The organism is Rossellomorea sp. DUT-2 (assembly GCF_052665285.1).
Genome location: NZ_JBQPEO010000001.1, coordinates 261,882 through 278,945, shown reverse-complemented (window position 1 = coordinate 278,945; position 17,064 = coordinate 261,882). Strand labels below are relative to the sequence as shown.

Genomic DNA, 17,064 nt, shown 5'->3' with positions numbered 1-17,064 from the left:
ATTCTCTCTTATCTAAGATTTTCCTGCAACAAAACAATCTTTATTAGACCTTTTTTAATATATGATTCCATTTAGGAAAAAAATCATGCTGATGCTGTTCGAAACCTGGAAAGCTGTCTGGACAATTCCACGCCTCCAAGAGCTGATATTGCCCACCCTCCATCTTTCTGACCACCTGCATATCCTTCAAGAGAGCCAAATAACTCTTTACTATATCCTTTAGCAGTTGGTCCCCCCCTACAAAAGGAAGCGCACGGAATTCTAAATATCCTCTATCCATCCTTCTTTTAATTACCTTAACGACTTTTTCCTCTGAAATAAATCGATCCATCTTCAGACAATCATTCCATATATAGTATTGCCACTCGATCGCATGATTTTTAAAATGGATTCCATGAGGGAATACAGGCATTCCAACAATCAAAGGTAAATATAAAAATGTATCCCCTTCTCTATACACTTCCCGCAAAAATAAATCGCTTTTTGCTTTACTGTAATGAAGTTTGTTATAGATCCACTTCATTCGGTATTGATTCCAGTTTTTTAATAGATATGGGTGATTGACTGTAGAATGTGGGATGGATAAAGGAAGAGTAAATTGCTCAATAGGGATTCTGACAGGTGCTGCACTAATAAAATCTGAGACTGAAACAGGTATGAGATGAGTAAATAATGTAAAGCTTCTATCTTCAGGAGAAAAATGGAGAAGAAAATGGTGGAAATGGGGTGAATACCGGATAAACGCTTGCTGAAATGACGGTAAATGCAGCAATCCCTTTTGCTTTACTGTCACCGGTTGGGTAAGCATCCAAAACGGAGTGATGTTTTGACTCTGATATCCCCCAGTTCTAGAAAGGATGTCGGGAATGGGAATGGAAGAACATTGAATCTCAATGGCAATTTTTTTAGATTCCGTTTTTACATAAATATCAGCGATCTGTTGAAGCTCTTTCACATAATATTCAACACTCACCTCCGTATAATGCTCTCTTAACCTTTCATATAGCAGTTGCTTACTAAGTAGATGCCGCGGTGACTCATGCTGCTTTCCGATCGCACATTGGAACTGTGAATGATGAGCAAAATGTGGAACGTTTTGGTTTCCGATGCGAAGGTTCATTTCGGATGAACAATGAGGACAGAGAAATATAGGACGCTTACTTCGCAGATTCTTTAATTCCTCTCTTGTGTAATGGATGGTTGAAAACACTTTCTCTCTAAATAACGCCGTTAACATAGAACACCTCCTTCAATAATCATTCGCCAAAAATCGTGAAAATCCTTCCAAAAAAACCTTCAAGCAAAAAATCACTTGAAGGTTCCATCTTATAATAGAGGTGACATTAAGCGTGAAGTGGATTCCAATAATCGATAGCCAAGATGTCTCTTTTGAAATTCTTCCAGCTGCAGTTCTTCTGCATCCTCTAAGTCATGTAAATATTCTTTCACAAGAGAGTCGGTACTTTCTGTTTTATATAGAAATGCATTGACTTCAAAGTTTAAATGAAAACTTCTCATATCCATATTTGATGTCCCGATCGATGCCATTTCTTCATCGACAATGACAATCTTACTATGCATAAAGCCCTTTTGATATTCAAAGATTCGGGCACCTGCTTCGAGAAGATCGGGGAAATAAGATCGTGAAGCGTGAAATACAATTCGTTTATCAGGCTTATGGGGAACCAATAGCCTTACATCCACACCACTTAAAGCAGCAATTTTAAGTGCTGAGAAAATATCTTCATCCGGTATGAAATATGGTGATGCAACCCATACGCTTTTTCTTGCAGAAGTGATCATCGAGAAGAAGATATTCTTCAAAACGCTCAACTCATTATCAGGTCCTCCTGCAATCATTTGAACTCCACCATCGTTTGCATTTTCCAATGGATCAGGGCTTAAATACCCTGGAGTCAAGAAATCGTCATTCGTCATATAATACCAATCTTGAAGAAAGATGAGCTGCAGCGTACGAACCGCTTCACCCCTTACAAATAGGTGGGTATCCCTCCAGAAACCAAAGTGAGGATTTTTACCTAAGTACTCATCTCCAATATTAAGTCCCCCAACAAATCCAATACTTCCATCAATGACGATGATCTTGCGATGATTTCGAAAGTTAAACTTATTATTGAGAACAGGAATTTTGACGGGACCAAACGGAACCACTTCAATCCCCGCATCTTTTAATTCAGTTATATAATCCTTTGACAATTGCCATGCCCCAACGGCGTCATAAAGAAAGCGGATTTTCACCCCATTATTGGCTCGTTCAATAAGGATATCTTTAATCTGATTTCCAATATCATCATGACGGACAATATAATATTCCATATGAATGTGATGCTTGGCCGTTTTCAACCATCTGAGTATTTCTCCAAATGTCTCGTTACCATTGGTTAAAAGCTTCGTTTCACTGGAAAAAGAAATGGCACTGTTTCCTATCCGCTGAGCAAGCTGAAAGTGCTTTTCCTGAAACAAGCCAAACATTTCAGCATTCATTTCCTTAGGACCTGGCTCAAATTTATTGTAGGTTTCCTTGTCCAATATGTACTTCTTCTTATACATTTTCTCTTTCCGATAGTTACGGCCGAACAATAAATAGAAGATAAAACCAAGGAATGGGAAAGCACCTAAAACAACTAACCACGTTAATGTTTGAGTGGGGTGACGATTCTCAAAGAAGATAAGAAAACCTATCACAATGACAGAGAAAGTAAAAACCAGACTAATATATTTGACCATACCTGAAAGGTACTGATCAAAATAAAAAATATAACTTAACACGAGAACAGCAATAAATAAGAGGACCCTCACTGTATTTTTCATACCTCTAACACCTTCCACTGGCTTAATGATGCTAAATAAAAAAAATACCGATTTCTAAATGAAACCGGTATGATCCTTAAGAAAAATGTTCACTTAATGTCCCAAACACATGTTCATTAATGACTACTTTTCCGTACTCTTCTAGGCGATGAACGGTCATTCGTGACTCATTCGCATATTCAAGTAGTATACTTAACATATTGTCGATATCTTCTTCCGAGAAGTGCTCTTCTGAAAATTTAACGTAAATATAATATTTATTTTCGAATGCAAGCAGCTTTGTCTCCAAATGATCTAAAGACATGTCTTTCATCCGATGTGATAAAGAAATCGCATCTTCGAAATCATTAAACTTCAAAGTGAAATCCAGTGCCACTTCTGCTTCCCCATCTTGGTCCTGCTTGATTTGGAAATGCTGATCCAGAAGCTCCTCTATCCGCTCATCAACAGGAAGTTCCTTAAGCTTATCCTCTGGAATAGGCAACTCAAATCTCTGACCATCCTTTGAAACCTGAGCTCTTGTAACCAGTACTTCTAGCCCTTTATCTAACGCTTGAACTTGAATCCATAGCGGTCCTTCAATTCCGAAATCTTCTTCTTGATGAACCTCATCCATCATTTCCCAGAAGAGTTCTTCACTTCTTTCACGATTATACCAGATCTCCTCGCGATCAAAGCCGCGATCTTCTATATCTCCGTAAGATATATAGAACTTGACCGTATTTTCATTAATGCGTTCGATTTCCAATTAACACCTCTCCCTTCTTGCATGATGTTGGTGAAGGGACTACACCCTCTGAGCAATTTTGCTCGATTGCTGGTGAAGATAGAAGATACATTTAGGTTAGTTTGTACCTTGTACTTCTATTTTATGATATAAACACTGAAAATGGAATAAAAATAACACCCATTTTTTTCTTCACAAATCCCACTATTTAACGTGTTTTTGACATTTTAGCGAATATTTGCAGAAAATTCAAGTGTTAATACTTATGCTAATATAAAAGGGGTTGACCCGAAAGGATACGCAACGTTCCTTAAAGGGTCAGCCCCTTTTCCCTTATATATTCTCAAACATTGATAATATGATGAGAATGTAAGAATACTTTAGTTTACCATTCTTTGAGCTTCTAGAAGTTGGAACGTACGAACCTTTCTCGGAAGGAATCGTCTGATTTCATCTTCATTGTATCCTACCTGAAGACGCTTCTCATCCAAGATGATTGGACGTCTTAAAAGACCAGGATTTTTCTGGATAAGCTCGAACAGTTCTTGAAGTGGTAAAGTTTCTAAATCTACATTAAGCTTTTGGAATGTCTTAGAACGGGTTGAAATGATTTCATCCGTTCCGTCCTCAGTCATACGCAGGATTTCCTTAATTTCATCAATGCTTAATGGCTCAGAGAATACGTTACGCTCTGTATATGGAATCTCATGCTCTTCTAACCAAGCTTTTGCCTTACGACAAGATGTACAACTAGGTGAAGTGAATAATGTAACCACGAATCATTCACACTCCCTTAAGGATTTTTTTTATTATATAGAGTATTTCATTTTAAACATCGTCTGTTAATTAAAATAAGTTTAAATAAGAAATCTCTATTATGTATTATACATGAATTACTGTCCCTTGAACATAGTTTTAACCAATTTGTCAAATTTCCTATACATAGGTTTAACATACGCTATATGATCTCTTTCTACTATGACTTTACCCGGTTCAAAAAGAGCCTAAACATGATATAGAACATTTTCATTTTTTCATTTAGAAAACCTTATTGCGAATGGACAATAAGGTTATTTTGGTTTAGAGGTTTTTCAGTACATCTCCATCACGGTCTTTGTCTTTTTTCAAGACTTCTTCAACCGGCTGGTAAGACGCACCATAAAACTTCTTATCATTATAGGTGTGGATTAATTCATATGTTTTCTTCATAGAATTGAAAATCAGATCTTCTGATTCGTTGTTTGGGGCCCAATAAAGGATTTCCATTTCATTGATTTCATTCGTAGCGAGGGATCTACGTGCATACCCGATACTGCCAGCATGTTCGAATCCTTCACGCTTGTAGAACTTTAAACGCTTTTCCGTGTCAGTGTCATCATAATCCACCGGCTCTACTTCTAAAATAATCGCTTTGTTCTTTTCTTTTAACTTCTCGAGGAGCTTATGACCCAATCCTTGCCCGCGGGCATCCTTCGAGACAAAAAGATAATCGATAAAGATAAAATCATCAAGTTCGGCATACATAAGTACGTGGTATTGCCCCTCATCTTTATGATAGATGTCGCTTCTTTCTTTGAGTAATGACTCAAGGTGTTCTTTTGATTTCATTTCCTCTACCGGGAAATACTGATTTAACTTTTCATACCAATGCATGGATCTACTCCTTTAAAAGAATTTTGGGTGACAGTGACTAACGGGATACAATTATTTTTCTCAGAAAAAAAATGTTTATGTTAGATGTTAGTCTCATCCGTGGGATGAAAAATACGGAATCACAGGCTTGAAACACCTATGAAGAGGGTAATGTGGTTGAAAGCGGTTAATCTTACCAATACTTTAATGATAACAATGTTTGAGTATTTTTTCAAATCGAAAAGCCTCATTAAGAAAGACCGGCCTGGGACTTCCCAGGCCGGTCTTTTCGATCAAGGTGTATAGTCTACACCTTCTGTATACGTATTACCTGCATCCCATAAAAGGAATTCTTTAATTCCTTGATCATTCAATGCTTTAATCTGCGCTTCAACTTCTGCTTTTCCATAGGCCTTATAGTTTCCACTTCCTAACCAGGAGGCAGTGAAATCCTGAAGCCAAGGTCTTGAAATAGGTGGGTTATCTAATTCTGCTAACTTGGAATTTTCAAGCTTGGCATATTCAGAAACCAATTCATAAGGTTGTAAATCGGGCTTAGCGATTCCAAAGTACGGAGTCCAGTGACTTGGATAAATCATGGATGAAATTACATCGACGTTTTCAGATATTTTTGAGAAGTTCTGCCCTATCCCAGGTGCCTCTGGAAGCGTTGCTGTATACCCGAAAATGTCCACAGAAACCTTAACTCCATAAGGCTCAAGTTTTTCATGGGCGTACTCTACAAAGTCTGTTACTGCCTGCACACGTTTTTGTACATTATCTGTGTCTTGCTCCGCATATTCACCACCGTTATATAGTAGTTCATCGTCTCGTTTTTCAAAGCCTTCAGGGAAACGGACATAATCAAACTGGATTTCCTGGAATCCCATTTTGGCGGCTTCAATGGCAATTCCCACATTATAATCCCACACTTCTTTCATGAATGGGTTCACAAAGGATTCCCCTCTTCCATTTTTCCATACCTGACCTCCATCTTTAAAGGAAAGATCTGGTTTCTCATTCGCCAATACCGTATCTTTGAATACCACAACCCTCGCGATTGGATAAATCTGTTTTTCTTCGAGTGTCTTTAATATCGCTTTAGGATCTTTGATATAAGGCTTACCTACTTTAGCGTATGGAGAAGATTCATCGGGTTCGTATGTAACATATCCGTGATCATCTTTAATATCAATAACCATGGCATTTAGATCCGTATCATCCATTAGTTTCGTTAAGCTTTCAAATCTCGCGCCTCCTGCAGAGTGACCGGTAACATAAACCCCTCTAACCGCATCAGGATATTCAAATTTAAAGCCGGAATCATATGCAAATCTTGGGGCGGGACTTGCGATTTCTTTCTTACTTAAAGAAAGACTTCTCTTCTCGTGGGCAACCGTCCCATCTCCGTCAGCACTCGCTGTTTGGAACGGCAATACGCACATTGTGACTAAACATAAGGATGTCGCTACCTTACTCCATTTCAAAATAAACCTCTCCTCTATTAAATAAGCTATCTAGTAAAATATGTAACACCTTATACTATTCTAACAAGGAAATAACTTGAAAGAAAAGGGGTATTACTCCTAAACTGTCGAAATTTCCAAGGAAATTAAATATCTTCATTATATAGTATGATTTTCATGTTAAAAAAGAATAAAACTGCCCTTCAATAAAAAAAGCCCCCTCATTAAAGGGAGCTTTTGTAAAATGTTCAGCTTTTGTACTGAGCTTTATACTGCGCAAACTCTTTCTCTGAGCAATACACGAAATGGCCAGGCGCCACTTCTCGCATTTCCAGATTATCATCCTCTGTATAATTGTGAACAGAAGGATTATATTCTTTTCTTCTGCGCGTGCGCTCATACTCTGGATCCGGTAACGGAATCGCTGATAATAGAGATTGCGTATAAGGATGTAGCGGGTTCTTGTAAAGGGCATCACTTGGTGCCAACTCGACTAACTTACCAAAATACATAACCCCGATACGATCACTGATGTATTTTACCATGGAAAGATCATGGGCGATAAATAAGTACGTTAACCCTTTCTCTTTCTGAAGCTCTTGCATAAGATTAACTACCTGTGCCTGAATCGAAACGTCAAGAGCTGAAATTGGCTCATCGGCAATGATAAAGTCCGGATCCACTGCCAAGGCACGGGCAATCCCGATACGCTGGCGCTGACCGCCGGAGAATTCATGTGGATAACGACCGGCATGCTCTTTATTCAAGCCAACCGTCTCAAGCAGGTCATGAACTCTTTTAATACGTTCTTCTTTGGAAGAAGCCAGTCCATGAATGTCGATACCTTCAGCAATGATATCAGCAACCTTCATACGGGGATTCAAACTTGCGTATGGATCCTGGAAGATCATTTGCATCTTACGGTTGAATTTCTTTAATTGTGAACGTGATTTCTTACCATGAACGTCCTCACCATTAAAGAGAACCTGGCCGTCTGTGGCATCATACAAACGAATGATCGTACGACCAGTCGTAGATTTACCGCAACCTGATTCACCAACCAGGCCAAGGGTTTCCCCTTTATAAATATCAAAACTGATATCATCAACAGCTTTCACCATATTCGGTTTTCCCGGGTTAAAGTACTGTTTTAAATTCTTAATTTCTAATAATTTCTCTGCCATTATGAACGAACCCCCTCAACAAGTACCGGCTCTTTATAATTAGAGGGCATTTGTCTATGTCTTAATTTCACGATTTCAGGCGGCTCTACTTTTGGAGCACTTGGATGCAATAACCAGGACTTCACATAATGAGTATCTGAAACCTGATAATATGGCGGCTCTTGTTCAAAATCTACTTTCAATGCATATTCACTGCGAAGAGCGAACGCATCCCCTTTAGGTGGATTTAATAAATCCGGTGGAGTTCCAGGAATGGCAACGAGCTCCTGCTCACCTTCTGTTTCGGTTGTCGGCATGGAGCCGATCAATCCCCACGTATATGGGTGGCGTGGATCGTAGAAAATTTCATCCACTGTTCCTGTTTCAACAATCTGTCCTCCATACATAACGGCTACACGATCAGCTACGTTTGCAACTACTCCAAGATCGTGAGTGATGAAAATGATGGAAGTTTCTATCTTTGTTTGTAAATCTTTCATCAATTCAAGGATCTGAGCTTGGATGGTAACATCCAATGCCGTCGTCGGCTCATCGGCAATCAGAATTTTCGGATTGCAAGCAAGGGCGATTGCGATAACGACACGCTGACGCTGACCACCTGAGAATTGGTGAGGATATTGCTTAAAGCGTGTTTCAGGGCTAGGCAGGCCAACAAGTTTAAGTAACTCAATCGCACGTTTTCTCGCATCATTTTTACTCATATTCTGGTGCTTCACCAGTGGTTCCATGATCTGTTTACCAATAGTCATTGTAGGATTCAGGGACGTCATCGGATCTTGGAAAATCATAGAAATATCTTTCCCACGGATTTTCTGCATATCCTTTTCCGGTAATTTCGCTAAGTCTTTACCCTCAAATAACATTTCTCCACCTTTGATGAAGCCTGGCGGGTTTGGAATCAATCTCATGATCGCTTTCGTAGTAACTGATTTACCTGAACCAGATTCACCAACGATCGCCAGTGTTTCACCTTTATCTAAATGGAAATCTACACCTCGGACAGCCTGAACTTCTCCTCCATGCGTATTGAAGGAGACGTGTAGATTTTTCACTTCTAAAATTTTCGACATAATATTATCTCCCTTCCATTACTTACGCATTTTCGGATCTAGTGCATCACGCAGACCATCGGCCATTAAGTTAAAGCTTAAAATGACTAATGAAATAACAGCGGAAGGTACTAGCATCATATGAGGAAATGACTGGATTGATCTGTATCCTTCATTAACCAATGACCCCAGAGATGCTCTTGGTGGAGCAATCCCCAATCCGATAAAGCTTAAGAATGCTTCTGTGTAAATCGCAGCAGGAACAGTGAACATTGTAGTGATAATAACAGGTCCCATTACGTTTGGAAGCAAGTGTTTAAAGATTAAACGGTTGCTGGTTGCTCCTAAAGTACGGGAAGCAAGTACAAATTCCTGGTTCTTTAATTGAAGTACCTGTCCACGGACGATACGGGCCATGCCGGTCCAACCGGTTATAACCATGGCCATGGTTATAGAGAATATACCCGGCTCGAATATCAGGATAAAGAGAATAACAACAATTAAGTTTGGAATCCCTACAAGGATTTCGATGATCCGTTGCATGATATCGTCGACTTTCCCACCGTAATAAGCAGAAATCCCACCATAAGAGATACCGATTATGAAATCGATAATGGCTGCTAATATTCCAATGTAAAGAGATACACGCGTACCATTCCAAGTACGGGTCCACAGGTCACGGCCTAAGTCATCAGTACCAAACCAATAGTTTTCTTTAATTTGTCTTGATTCATATACATCAAATCCATCTGCATCTTTTCCGTCAAAGGGTAACCAGCTAATCCCTGAAAGCGCTTCAATTTTTGGTGGAAGCTTTGCATGTCGGATATTTTGATCGCTAAACTTATATTCGTTCATCATTGGCCCAAAAAGAGCAAAGAAAATAATGATTGCGGTGATAACAATCCCGGCAATCGCGCCTTTATTCTTACGTAAACGAATCCATGAGTCCTGCCAGAAATTCAAGCTCGGACGAGAAATTTTCTCTGACTCCTCTCCACTAGCCTTTTGAGGTTGGAAGAGTTCTGGACTAAGTTGATCTAGTTTCTTTTTGTTTGCTTCCATTATTTCTTCCCTCCAGCTAAGCGAATACGTGGATCAATAATTCCATAAAGAATATCTACCAAGAAGATTACACCAATAAATAAAGCACTAAAGAAGAGGGTAATCCCCATAATAACCGTGTAATCATTTGTATTGATCGATAGTACGAATTGTTCCCCTAAACCAGGGACTGCGAATATACGTTCAACAACAAGAGATCCTGTCATTACACCAACAGTCATTGGCCCTAGAATCGTTACAATAGGGATTAAAGCATTTCTAACAGCATGCTTTACAACTGTAGATGTTTGGGAAATCCCCTTTGCCTTTGCAAGTAAAATATAATCGGAGTTTAATATTTCCAGCATTTCAGTACGCATAAAACGGGCAATGGTTGCTACTACAAACACCGTCAATGCTAAAGTTGGAAGAATAGTATGTTTATATTCCCCCCATAACGCTACCGGCAGCCATTCAAGCTTAACCCCAACATAGTACTGCAGAAGTCCTGCGAATACGAAGGAAGGAATCGATATACCCAGTACAGCAAGGAATGTTGATCCATAATCTAACCATGTATTATGCTTGATTGCTGCAATAATTCCAATGAGTAACCCTAAGAATGTACCTAATACCATAGCTTGGAATCCAAGAAGTGCGGAAGGACCAATACGATCTCCAAGAATCTGTGTTACTGGACGATTGTCATATTGGAAGGACAACCCTAAATCACCTTTTGCCAACCCAACCATATAATTCACATATTGTTCTGGCAGCGGGTCATTCAGACCGTATTTCTCCAGGATGATTTGTTGTTGTTCCGGAGACAGCCTTTCTGTGTTTTGTAGTGGAGATCCAGGTAGGAGCTTCATCAGAAAGAAAGTGGCGGTTGCAATGATAAGCAAAGTGATGATCATATAGACGATACGTTGAATTGTATATCTGACCATTCTTTAGCCCCCCTTTTTTATCTTTTTTTTCTACATTTTTATTATATCGATAATCGACAAATATTCAATATATTTTTACTTTTTTGATAATTTTCGACATTCACTGGAAAAGGAGAGCGTATGCTTCGCATACACTCTCCTCTGAAGGTTTGTTCATCGAGCTAACGATTACTCAATGTAAGCCCATTTGTATGATGCATCTGCACCAAATGAGTGACGTAACAGACCTTTAACATATGGACGCTCTAAGAAAGCAGTTCCACGTTGGTACATCGGGCTGATCGCTTGATCTTCGAAAAGGATCTTTTCTGCGTCAACCATTGCTTGCCAGCGAGCTTCTGGATCATCAAGAAGTTCACCTTTAGCCTGTTCGATTAACTTGTCATACTCTGGATTAGAGTAAGCCATTTGGTTATGAGCACCATCAGTTACGAACATGTCAACAAATGTCATCGGATCTGGATAGTCAGGACCCCATCCGGCGAATGAAACATCATAATCACCTTTAGATTCTAACTCAAGCTTTTGCTTGAATGGTTGTGCTTTGATTGAAACAGTTAATCCTTCTAAGTTTTGCTCTAATTGTTCTTTGAGGAATTCACCGATTTTCTTAGAGCTGTCAGAGTCATAGTTTAGTAGTTCTAATTCAATAGAATCTTTACCTAACTCCTCTTTCGCTTTAGCCCAATGTTCTGCAGCTTTATCAGGATCGAAACCACCGAAATCACCTACAGCTTCACGATACTCAGTACCGTCCGGACCTGAAACGAAATCTTTTGGTACTAAGAAGTAGGCAGGAATAGATCCATTGTTAAGTAGAACGTCAACCATGCCTTTCTTGTCATAAGCTGCATCAAATGCTTTACGAGCATTTACATTAGCCATAACTTCATTCTTTTGGTTTAAACGAAGGAAGAATACAGCAGTATCAGCCTTTGTTTTGAAGTTTTCATCTGATTTGTATTTGTCAACGAATTCAGCTGAAAGACCCGCGATATCCGCTTTTTCTGTTTCGTATAAGTTAACTCCCGTAGCTGTATCTTTAACGATGTTAAAGTTTACTTCTTTTAACTTAACAGCTTCTGCATCCCAGTAACTGTCGTTCTTAGTTAATTTGAAGCTTTGCTCATGCTTCCACTCAGAAAGTGTGAATGGACCATTGTAAACGGCAGTGTCAGCTTCAAGACCGAATTTATCGCCTTTTTCTTCAACGAACTTTTGGTTTTGAGGATAGAAAGTTGCGAAAGAAAGTAAAGCTTTGAAGTAAGGTACAGCTGTTTCAAGCTGAACTTCTAATGTTTTTTCATCAACCGCTTTAACACCTAATTCTTCAACTGGAACTTCACCAGCATTTACTTTTGCAGCGTTTTTAATATCGTACATGATGTACGCATACTCTGCACCAGTATCAGGGTTTAAAGCTTTTTGCCAAGCATAAACGAAGTCGTTTGCAGTAACTGCATCTCCGTTTGACCATTTAGCATCACGAAGTTTGAACGTGTATGTTTTACCATCTTCACTGATTTTTGGTTCTTCTGCAGCCATACCAAGTACAGCCTCATCATTTTCACCTAAACGGTAAAGACCTTCAAATACGTTGTTCATGACTTTGAATGAAACAGAGTCAGTTGCTAGAGTAGAGTCCATTGATGGGATCTCAGAACTCTCAAGTAAGTTAAGTACCTGTTCTCTTTGTTCAGCGGACTCGCCGCCTTCGCCAGATGCTCCTTCATTGCCCTCAGTTTTCTTGTCGCCGCCACAAGCAGCCAAGAAAGTACTTAGAGCCAGAAGAAGAACTAGCAAGAATGAAAACTTTTTCTTCATCTTGAAATTGACCTCCTCGTAAATCTCATATTTATTTATCTTCTAATTTTCAGAAGATTTGTTACTTATTATACATGATAGAGAAATTATTGCAATATGAATTTAACAGTTTTTTTGCAAAATTATCAGATTAATAGGTATATTGACGCCAAAACGTTGGTATCAATGGGTTTTAGTTAAACATTTTAGAGAGTTTGTCCCATTACAATTGTTACAAAAGTAAATTCCCCAGCATATAATATATTGTTATTATGGGTGTCAGGTTACAATCATTGGCTCTATTTCTGTTATAAATATAAATACACAAGACTAAATATAAAAAATAGAATACATACTTTATTCCATTCATATTTTTATGATTTTACTGATGTTTTAATTGAGTACCCTATGCGGATTTATATTATCCCTTCCCATACAATGCATGATAGCTTGAATATATATGAAGGATTGAATTCTTCTAAGGGCTTCATGTATACTTTTGATAAAAACATTTTAAGGAGAACTATGAAACGATTAAATTTTTTCTACCTACTTACCCTGCTGTTCTTCATCATCGCCATCGTCACTGCTATATTTCAGGGAAAAAACATCCTTCTCTCTATTATAGATAGCTTGTTTATTATCGGAATAACGTATGTTGCCGCAGGTTCCCTCCTATATATATTTCAAAAAGGATTTTTCAATGGCATCGTGTATGCCCTTAAGAGATTCCGAAACAGCACCAAACAAGGAAAGTACATTTCCCAGTTTGACGATCTGGACGATACGAAGGAAGCATATGAGGAATACGGAGTCAAGCGATCTATTTCCATTACCAGGTCAGTTCTGATCATCGGCTCCATCACCCTCTTTCTTTCTATCGCTTTGTCCTATCTGTTGTACACTTGAATTACCATATTATTTTTCATATAATAAAAATATATAATAAATGATAGTAAATAGCGTAGATGAAGAGTAGTACTTTTCCATATGATTTGTAGAGAGCTTGTGGCTGGTGGAAACAAGTATTCATTGGAAAGGGAATGGACTTTTGAGCTTTATTTGTGAAATGGAGTAGCATATAACGGATTAACCTCACGTTAAAGAGGTTCCATGCCCGTCATGGACTAAGCTGACTCATCTGAGTACTTAGGGTGGCACCGCGGAAATCATCCCATTCGTCCCTATCTTCAATAGGACGGGTGGGTTTTTATTTTGTGAAAAACAGGAGGAAATAAGATGAAAACAATATTTAGCGGCATTCAACCGAGCGGTACGATTACACTTGGGAACTACATCGGGGCCATGAAGCAATTCACTGAGCTTCAGGAAGAATACAATTGTTATTTCTGTGTAGTGGATCAGCATGCAATCACGGTAGCGCAGGATAAAATGGAGCTTCGCAAAAACATCCGCAGCCTTGCTGCACTCTACATTGCGTGTGGTATCGACCCTGAGAAATCAACCTTATTCATTCAATCAGAAGTTCCGGCTCATACACAGGCAGGATGGATTCTGCAATGCGTGACGTATATTGGTGAACTAGAACGAATGACCCAATTCAAAGATAAATCACATGGGAAAGAAGCCGTTTCTGCAGGTTTGTTAACTTACCCACCATTAATGGCAGCCGATATTCTTCTGTATGGAACAGATTTAGTACCTGTGGGAGAAGATCAGAAACAGCATTTAGAATTGACGAGAAATCTTGCAGAGCGCTTCAATAATAAATACAACAACATCTTTACGGTTCCTGAAGTCCGGATTCCTAAAGTTGGCGCCCGTGTCATGTCCCTTCAGGATCCTTTGAAGAAAATGAGTAAGTCTGATTCTAACCAGAAATCATTTATTACACTCCTAGACGATCCGAAACAGATTGAAAAGAAAATCAAAAGTGCTGTGACGGATTCAGAAGGAGTCGTTAAATACGATAAAGAAAACAAACCAGGAGTATCAAATCTCCTTTCCATCTATTCGATTCTTGAAGGCAGTTCAATAGAAGAACTTGAACAAAAGTATGAAGGTAAGGGCTATGGAGACTTTAAAGGTGACTTAGCTCAAGTTGTCATCAATGCCATTAAGCCCGTGCAGGACCGCTACTATGAATTGATTGACTCTGAAGAGTTGGATGATATCCTCGATCGCGGGGCAGAAAAAGCTAATTTTGCCGCAAACAAAATGCTGAAGAAGATGGAAAAGGCCATGGGGCTCGGGCGTAAAGAGAGAAAGAGAAAATAGCATGGTTGCTCAGGGCTTGCAGTATGAGGCTCTGGGCTTTTTTTATAGTGACCGCTCATCATCGCCTCCCCCCCCCCTCTAATCCTAAACAAAAAACCCCAAGCCCATCAAAGACTTGAGGTTTTCATTCACCTATCAATTTACCTTAGGACGATTTTCCACTTCCCATAATTTCTCAAAGAAGGGTTGTCCCTTGATTAAGTTTTCGCATAGGGTCAGGTGCTTGTCCGACCAGCCAAACTGCGTTTCTTCGTATAACATTTGCCAAATTTCTTCAAAGTCCAATTCCTGGATGGTTCGGTACCGTTGCGGTGCCCATTCTGTGTACCAGTAGCGGATTTCCGCCGTGTTGTTTGAGCTGTGGAGCTGATCCAGCGCCATAAATAATAGTTGCTTCAACTGTCTTTCTTTTCTTGTCAGTCCACTCATCATATAAGGACTCGGTGAAAGAATATGATAGGAATCCTCCCTCTTAGCCTCAGGCTGAATGGCATATTCCATCGTTTCATGACTTTCCACCATTTCATAGACAAGCTGTTCCTGTCTTGGGATCAGCCTGCTTTTTCTGATTGGAACGGTATACCCAATCGTATCCACTGCAAGTATTCCTGTCCCATCTGTGACAATGAAGCAATAATCCAGTTGAATTCGTTCGTGGTTTTTTCGTAAATAAGCTTTTTGATAGACATTATTAAGCAGTTGTTGAGGTAACTCTGATAAATCATTCTCGATGTAATGAAATAGAACAGTGTCCACTTTGATGAGAGGAACTTGATCCAATAACTCAATAACGTCCTCTTTTCTCCATTCGTGAAAATGACAGACATTGTAGCCATTTTCTTCGCCTTCGAACCAATTTACCCATACATCATGAAGATATAACATGATTGACCCCTCGCTTTGCTACAATCTTATTTGTCAATCAGTATAGGCAAATCGGTGTAAATTTATTCCTATTCATCAAGAGTTTTATAGATAGTGATTATTTTTCCTCCGGGGGATATAGATCGAGAGCGTGATGATGAGAATCCCTAAGAGAAATAAATAGCATTCGACTCGGGTGGATACGAAAAGAATATAGTCTGAAAAAGTCATTCCGGTGGTGAGAAGATTTAAATAAATAATTAAGCTCACTCCTCCTGAAACAGCCAGTCCAAACCCGATAAACAATACAAACATTCGAAACACCATACCTTCCGCCTCTATCCTCGCATTTAGAGATTTAGCTCGTCCATTCTTACTATAGTTTATGAGGGTAAATGGAAGATATGACGAAATCAGGCTCCTATTTTCATCACCTGCCTGCTATTCAGAAAAATACCTGACTGATTTGATCCCCCATTCTCCTAAGGTAAGAAGGTTGATGATGCTTTTCCTATCAGGGCTATGGTAGATGCATGCTTTTTCTTTAAATGATTTTCAACCAGGTAATAACCAGCGGCATAACCCAGCATGTTGGGATACGATTTCTTACCAAGAAGTAAATGATCGTGAAGGGGACTGCTTCTTGTTACATCCAAATTAGGCTGAATCCATTTCTCGAAATAACGCGACATTTCATTTTCTTCATAGGCTTTTGTCCAGGAAGCTGTGTATTTTTCGCCACAGTACTCTTTAACGGCATGTTCTGCCAGTCCTTCAAAAATGATTGAATCCAATAAGGTATATTGTTTGTCTTCTTTGTTTAGTAATTTCATTCTGACACAGTGATGGTATTCATGAACAAAGAGAGCTTCGTACTCTTTCGTATCTTCCTGTTCCGTTATAAAAAAGAAAATCTCGTCTTTAAAACATACACCTGACTTTTTCATTGAGGATTGGAACATACCTCTCTTTTCCTGTACGGGAAATAAGTAAATCGGAACATTAGGACCCTTCCATTTTCGTTTATACTTTTTTTCATAAAGGGAAAAACGTTCCCATATGTTATGATCTTTCATCTTTTCGTAAATTTCTTCGGCATGATGTGATGATTTGTACATTCCATGCTTCATAAGGTATTGATAAAAGGATTTTTGATCGTCTTTTCCGTTTATTGTATTCTTTAAAAGCTCTATAGGCTTATGAATGGAGTCTTCAAGCCATTCATCAGTAGGAGCAACGGTCACCTTCATCCCTCTTTCCTGGCTTTTTATCATG

General features: G+C 39.0%; 16 protein-coding genes and 1 other annotated feature. Of the genes, 2 read left to right on the top strand and 14 right to left on the bottom strand.

Annotation, left to right across the window (positions count from 1 at the left end):
- Positions 1-43: 43 nt before the first annotated feature.
- From ACOSV2_RS01450 to ACOSV2_RS01400, 11 genes are all read right to left on the bottom strand, one after another.
- Positions 44-1,237 (bottom strand): competence protein CoiA, encoded by a 1,194-nt coding sequence (locus ACOSV2_RS01450; protein ID WP_428973666.1) that lies wholly within the window; start codon positions 1,235-1,237, stop codon positions 44-46.
- 89 nt (positions 1,238-1,326) lie between these two features.
- Positions 1,327-2,832: a cardiolipin synthase gene (cls, locus tag ACOSV2_RS01445; RefSeq protein WP_428973665.1), complete on the bottom strand. Its 1,506-nt coding sequence runs from the start codon at positions 2,830-2,832 to the stop codon at positions 1,327-1,329.
- A 76-nt stretch (positions 2,833-2,908) separates the two neighbouring features.
- Positions 2,909-3,580, bottom strand: coding sequence for an adaptor protein MecA (gene mecA, locus ACOSV2_RS01440; protein ID WP_428973664.1), 672 nt, complete (start codon positions 3,578-3,580; stop codon positions 2,909-2,911).
- Between the two features lie 359 nt (positions 3,581-3,939).
- On the bottom strand, positions 3,940-4,335 hold the full coding sequence (gene spxA / locus ACOSV2_RS01435; RefSeq protein ID WP_032089161.1) for a transcriptional regulator SpxA: 396 nt from the start codon (positions 4,333-4,335) through the stop codon (positions 3,940-3,942).
- Between the two features lie 304 nt (positions 4,336-4,639).
- Positions 4,640-5,212 carry a GNAT family N-acetyltransferase gene (locus ACOSV2_RS01430; RefSeq protein WP_428973663.1) on the bottom strand — a complete coding sequence of 191 codons (573 nt, stop codon included), beginning with the start codon at positions 5,210-5,212 and terminating at the stop codon, positions 4,640-4,642.
- A gap of 272 nt (positions 5,213-5,484) precedes the next feature.
- Positions 5,485-6,636, bottom strand: coding sequence for a putative glycoside hydrolase (locus ACOSV2_RS01425; protein ID WP_428974263.1), 1,152 nt, complete (start codon positions 6,634-6,636; stop codon positions 5,485-5,487).
- Between the two features lie 269 nt (positions 6,637-6,905).
- The gene (locus ACOSV2_RS01420) at positions 6,906-7,841 is read right to left on the bottom strand and encodes an ABC transporter ATP-binding protein (protein WP_149155199.1); all 936 of its coding nucleotides are present in this window, start codon (positions 7,839-7,841) and stop codon (positions 6,906-6,908) included.
- Positions 7,841-8,911 (bottom strand): ABC transporter ATP-binding protein, encoded by a 1,071-nt coding sequence (locus tag ACOSV2_RS01415; protein WP_428973662.1) that lies wholly within the window; start codon positions 8,909-8,911, stop codon positions 7,841-7,843. Before ACOSV2_RS01415 ends, ACOSV2_RS01420 begins: the two co-directional genes overlap by 1 nt.
- An 18-nt stretch (positions 8,912-8,929) precedes the next feature.
- Positions 8,930-9,955 (bottom strand): oligopeptide ABC transporter permease, encoded by a 1,026-nt coding sequence (gene opp3C, locus ACOSV2_RS01410; protein WP_428973661.1) that lies wholly within the window; start codon positions 9,953-9,955, stop codon positions 8,930-8,932.
- Positions 9,955-10,884, bottom strand: coding sequence for an oligopeptide ABC transporter permease (gene opp3b, locus ACOSV2_RS01405; protein WP_113969953.1), 930 nt, complete (start codon positions 10,882-10,884; stop codon positions 9,955-9,957). Before opp3b ends, opp3C begins: the two co-directional genes overlap by 1 nt.
- Positions 10,885-11,052: 168 nt before the next feature.
- The gene (locus ACOSV2_RS01400) at positions 11,053-12,708 is read right to left on the bottom strand and encodes a peptide ABC transporter substrate-binding protein (RefSeq protein WP_428973660.1); all 1,656 of its coding nucleotides are present in this window, start codon (positions 12,706-12,708) and stop codon (positions 11,053-11,055) included.
- 504 nt (positions 12,709-13,212) lie between these two features.
- On the opposite strand from ACOSV2_RS01400, the gene ACOSV2_RS01395 reads away from it, so the two are divergent.
- Both ACOSV2_RS01395 and trpS read left to right on the top strand, forming a co-directional pair.
- Positions 13,213-13,596, top strand: a complete 384-nt coding sequence (locus ACOSV2_RS01395; protein ID WP_428973659.1) for a DUF3899 domain-containing protein — start codon at positions 13,213-13,215, stop codon at positions 13,594-13,596.
- A 47-nt stretch (positions 13,597-13,643) separates the two neighbouring features.
- Positions 13,644-13,876: a binding site (T-box leader), on the top strand.
- A gap of 50 nt (positions 13,877-13,926) precedes the next feature.
- Entirely contained in the window at positions 13,927-14,925 is a 999-nt protein-coding gene (trpS, locus tag ACOSV2_RS01390) for a tryptophan--tRNA ligase (RefSeq protein WP_428973658.1), read from the top strand.
- Between the two features lie 135 nt (positions 14,926-15,060).
- Here the strand turns inward: trpS and ACOSV2_RS01385 are convergent, their stop codons facing one another.
- The 3 genes from ACOSV2_RS01385 to ACOSV2_RS01375 all read right to left on the bottom strand — a co-directional run bounded on the left by ACOSV2_RS01385 (position 15,061) and on the right by ACOSV2_RS01375 (position 17,039).
- Positions 15,061-15,810: a YjbA family protein gene (locus tag ACOSV2_RS01385; protein WP_113969949.1), complete on the bottom strand. Its 750-nt coding sequence runs from the start codon at positions 15,808-15,810 to the stop codon at positions 15,061-15,063.
- 84 nt (positions 15,811-15,894) lie between these two features.
- Positions 15,895-16,116, bottom strand: a complete 222-nt coding sequence (locus tag ACOSV2_RS01380) for a hypothetical protein (protein ID WP_148968459.1) — start codon at positions 16,114-16,116, stop codon at positions 15,895-15,897.
- Between the two features lie 155 nt (positions 16,117-16,271).
- Entirely contained in the window at positions 16,272-17,039 is a 768-nt protein-coding gene (locus ACOSV2_RS01375) for a DUF2268 domain-containing protein (RefSeq protein ID WP_428973657.1), read from the bottom strand.
- Between the last annotated feature and the right edge of the window lie 25 nt (positions 17,040-17,064).

What these genes read in the sequence shown, in the direction of transcription:
- ACOSV2_RS01450 (WP_428973666.1), bottom strand. Translation starts at nt 1,237, where the DNA reads ATGTTAACGGCGTTATTTAGAGAGAAAGTGTTTTCAACCATCCATTAC.
- cls (WP_428973665.1), bottom strand. Translation starts at nt 2,832, where the DNA reads ATGAAAAATACAGTGAGGGTCCTCTTATTTATTGCTGTTCTCGTGTTA.
- ACOSV2_RS01430 (WP_428973663.1), bottom strand. Translation starts at nt 5,212, where the DNA reads ATGCATTGGTATGAAAAGTTAAATCAGTATTTCCCGGTAGAGGAAATG.
- ACOSV2_RS01425 (WP_428974263.1), bottom strand. Translation starts at nt 6,636, where the DNA reads ATGTGCGTATTGCCGTTCCAAACAGCGAGTGCTGACGGAGATGGGACG.
- ACOSV2_RS01420 (WP_149155199.1), bottom strand. Translation starts at nt 7,841, where the DNA reads ATGGCAGAGAAATTATTAGAAATTAAGAATTTAAAACAGTACTTTAAC.
- ACOSV2_RS01415 (WP_428973662.1), bottom strand. Translation starts at nt 8,911, where the DNA reads ATGTCGAAAATTTTAGAAGTGAAAAATCTACACGTCTCCTTCAATACG.
- opp3C (WP_428973661.1), bottom strand. Translation starts at nt 9,955, where the DNA reads ATGGAAGCAAACAAAAAGAAACTAGATCAACTTAGTCCAGAACTCTTC.
- opp3b (WP_113969953.1), bottom strand. Translation starts at nt 10,884, where the DNA reads ATGGTCAGATATACAATTCAACGTATCGTCTATATGATCATCACTTTG.
- ACOSV2_RS01400 (WP_428973660.1), bottom strand. Translation starts at nt 12,708, where the DNA reads ATGAAGAAAAAGTTTTCATTCTTGCTAGTTCTTCTTCTGGCTCTAAGT.
- ACOSV2_RS01395 (WP_428973659.1), top strand. Translation starts at nt 13,213, where the DNA reads ATGAAACGATTAAATTTTTTCTACCTACTTACCCTGCTGTTCTTCATC.
- trpS (WP_428973658.1), top strand. Translation starts at nt 13,927, where the DNA reads ATGAAAACAATATTTAGCGGCATTCAACCGAGCGGTACGATTACACTT.
- ACOSV2_RS01385 (WP_113969949.1), bottom strand. Translation starts at nt 15,810, where the DNA reads ATGTTATATCTTCATGATGTATGGGTAAATTGGTTCGAAGGCGAAGAA.
- ACOSV2_RS01380 (WP_148968459.1), bottom strand. Translation starts at nt 16,116, where the DNA reads ATGGTGTTTCGAATGTTTGTATTGTTTATCGGGTTTGGACTGGCTGTT.
- ACOSV2_RS01375 (WP_428973657.1), bottom strand. Translation starts at nt 17,039, where the DNA reads ATGAAGGTGACCGTTGCTCCTACTGATGAATGGCTTGAAGACTCCATT.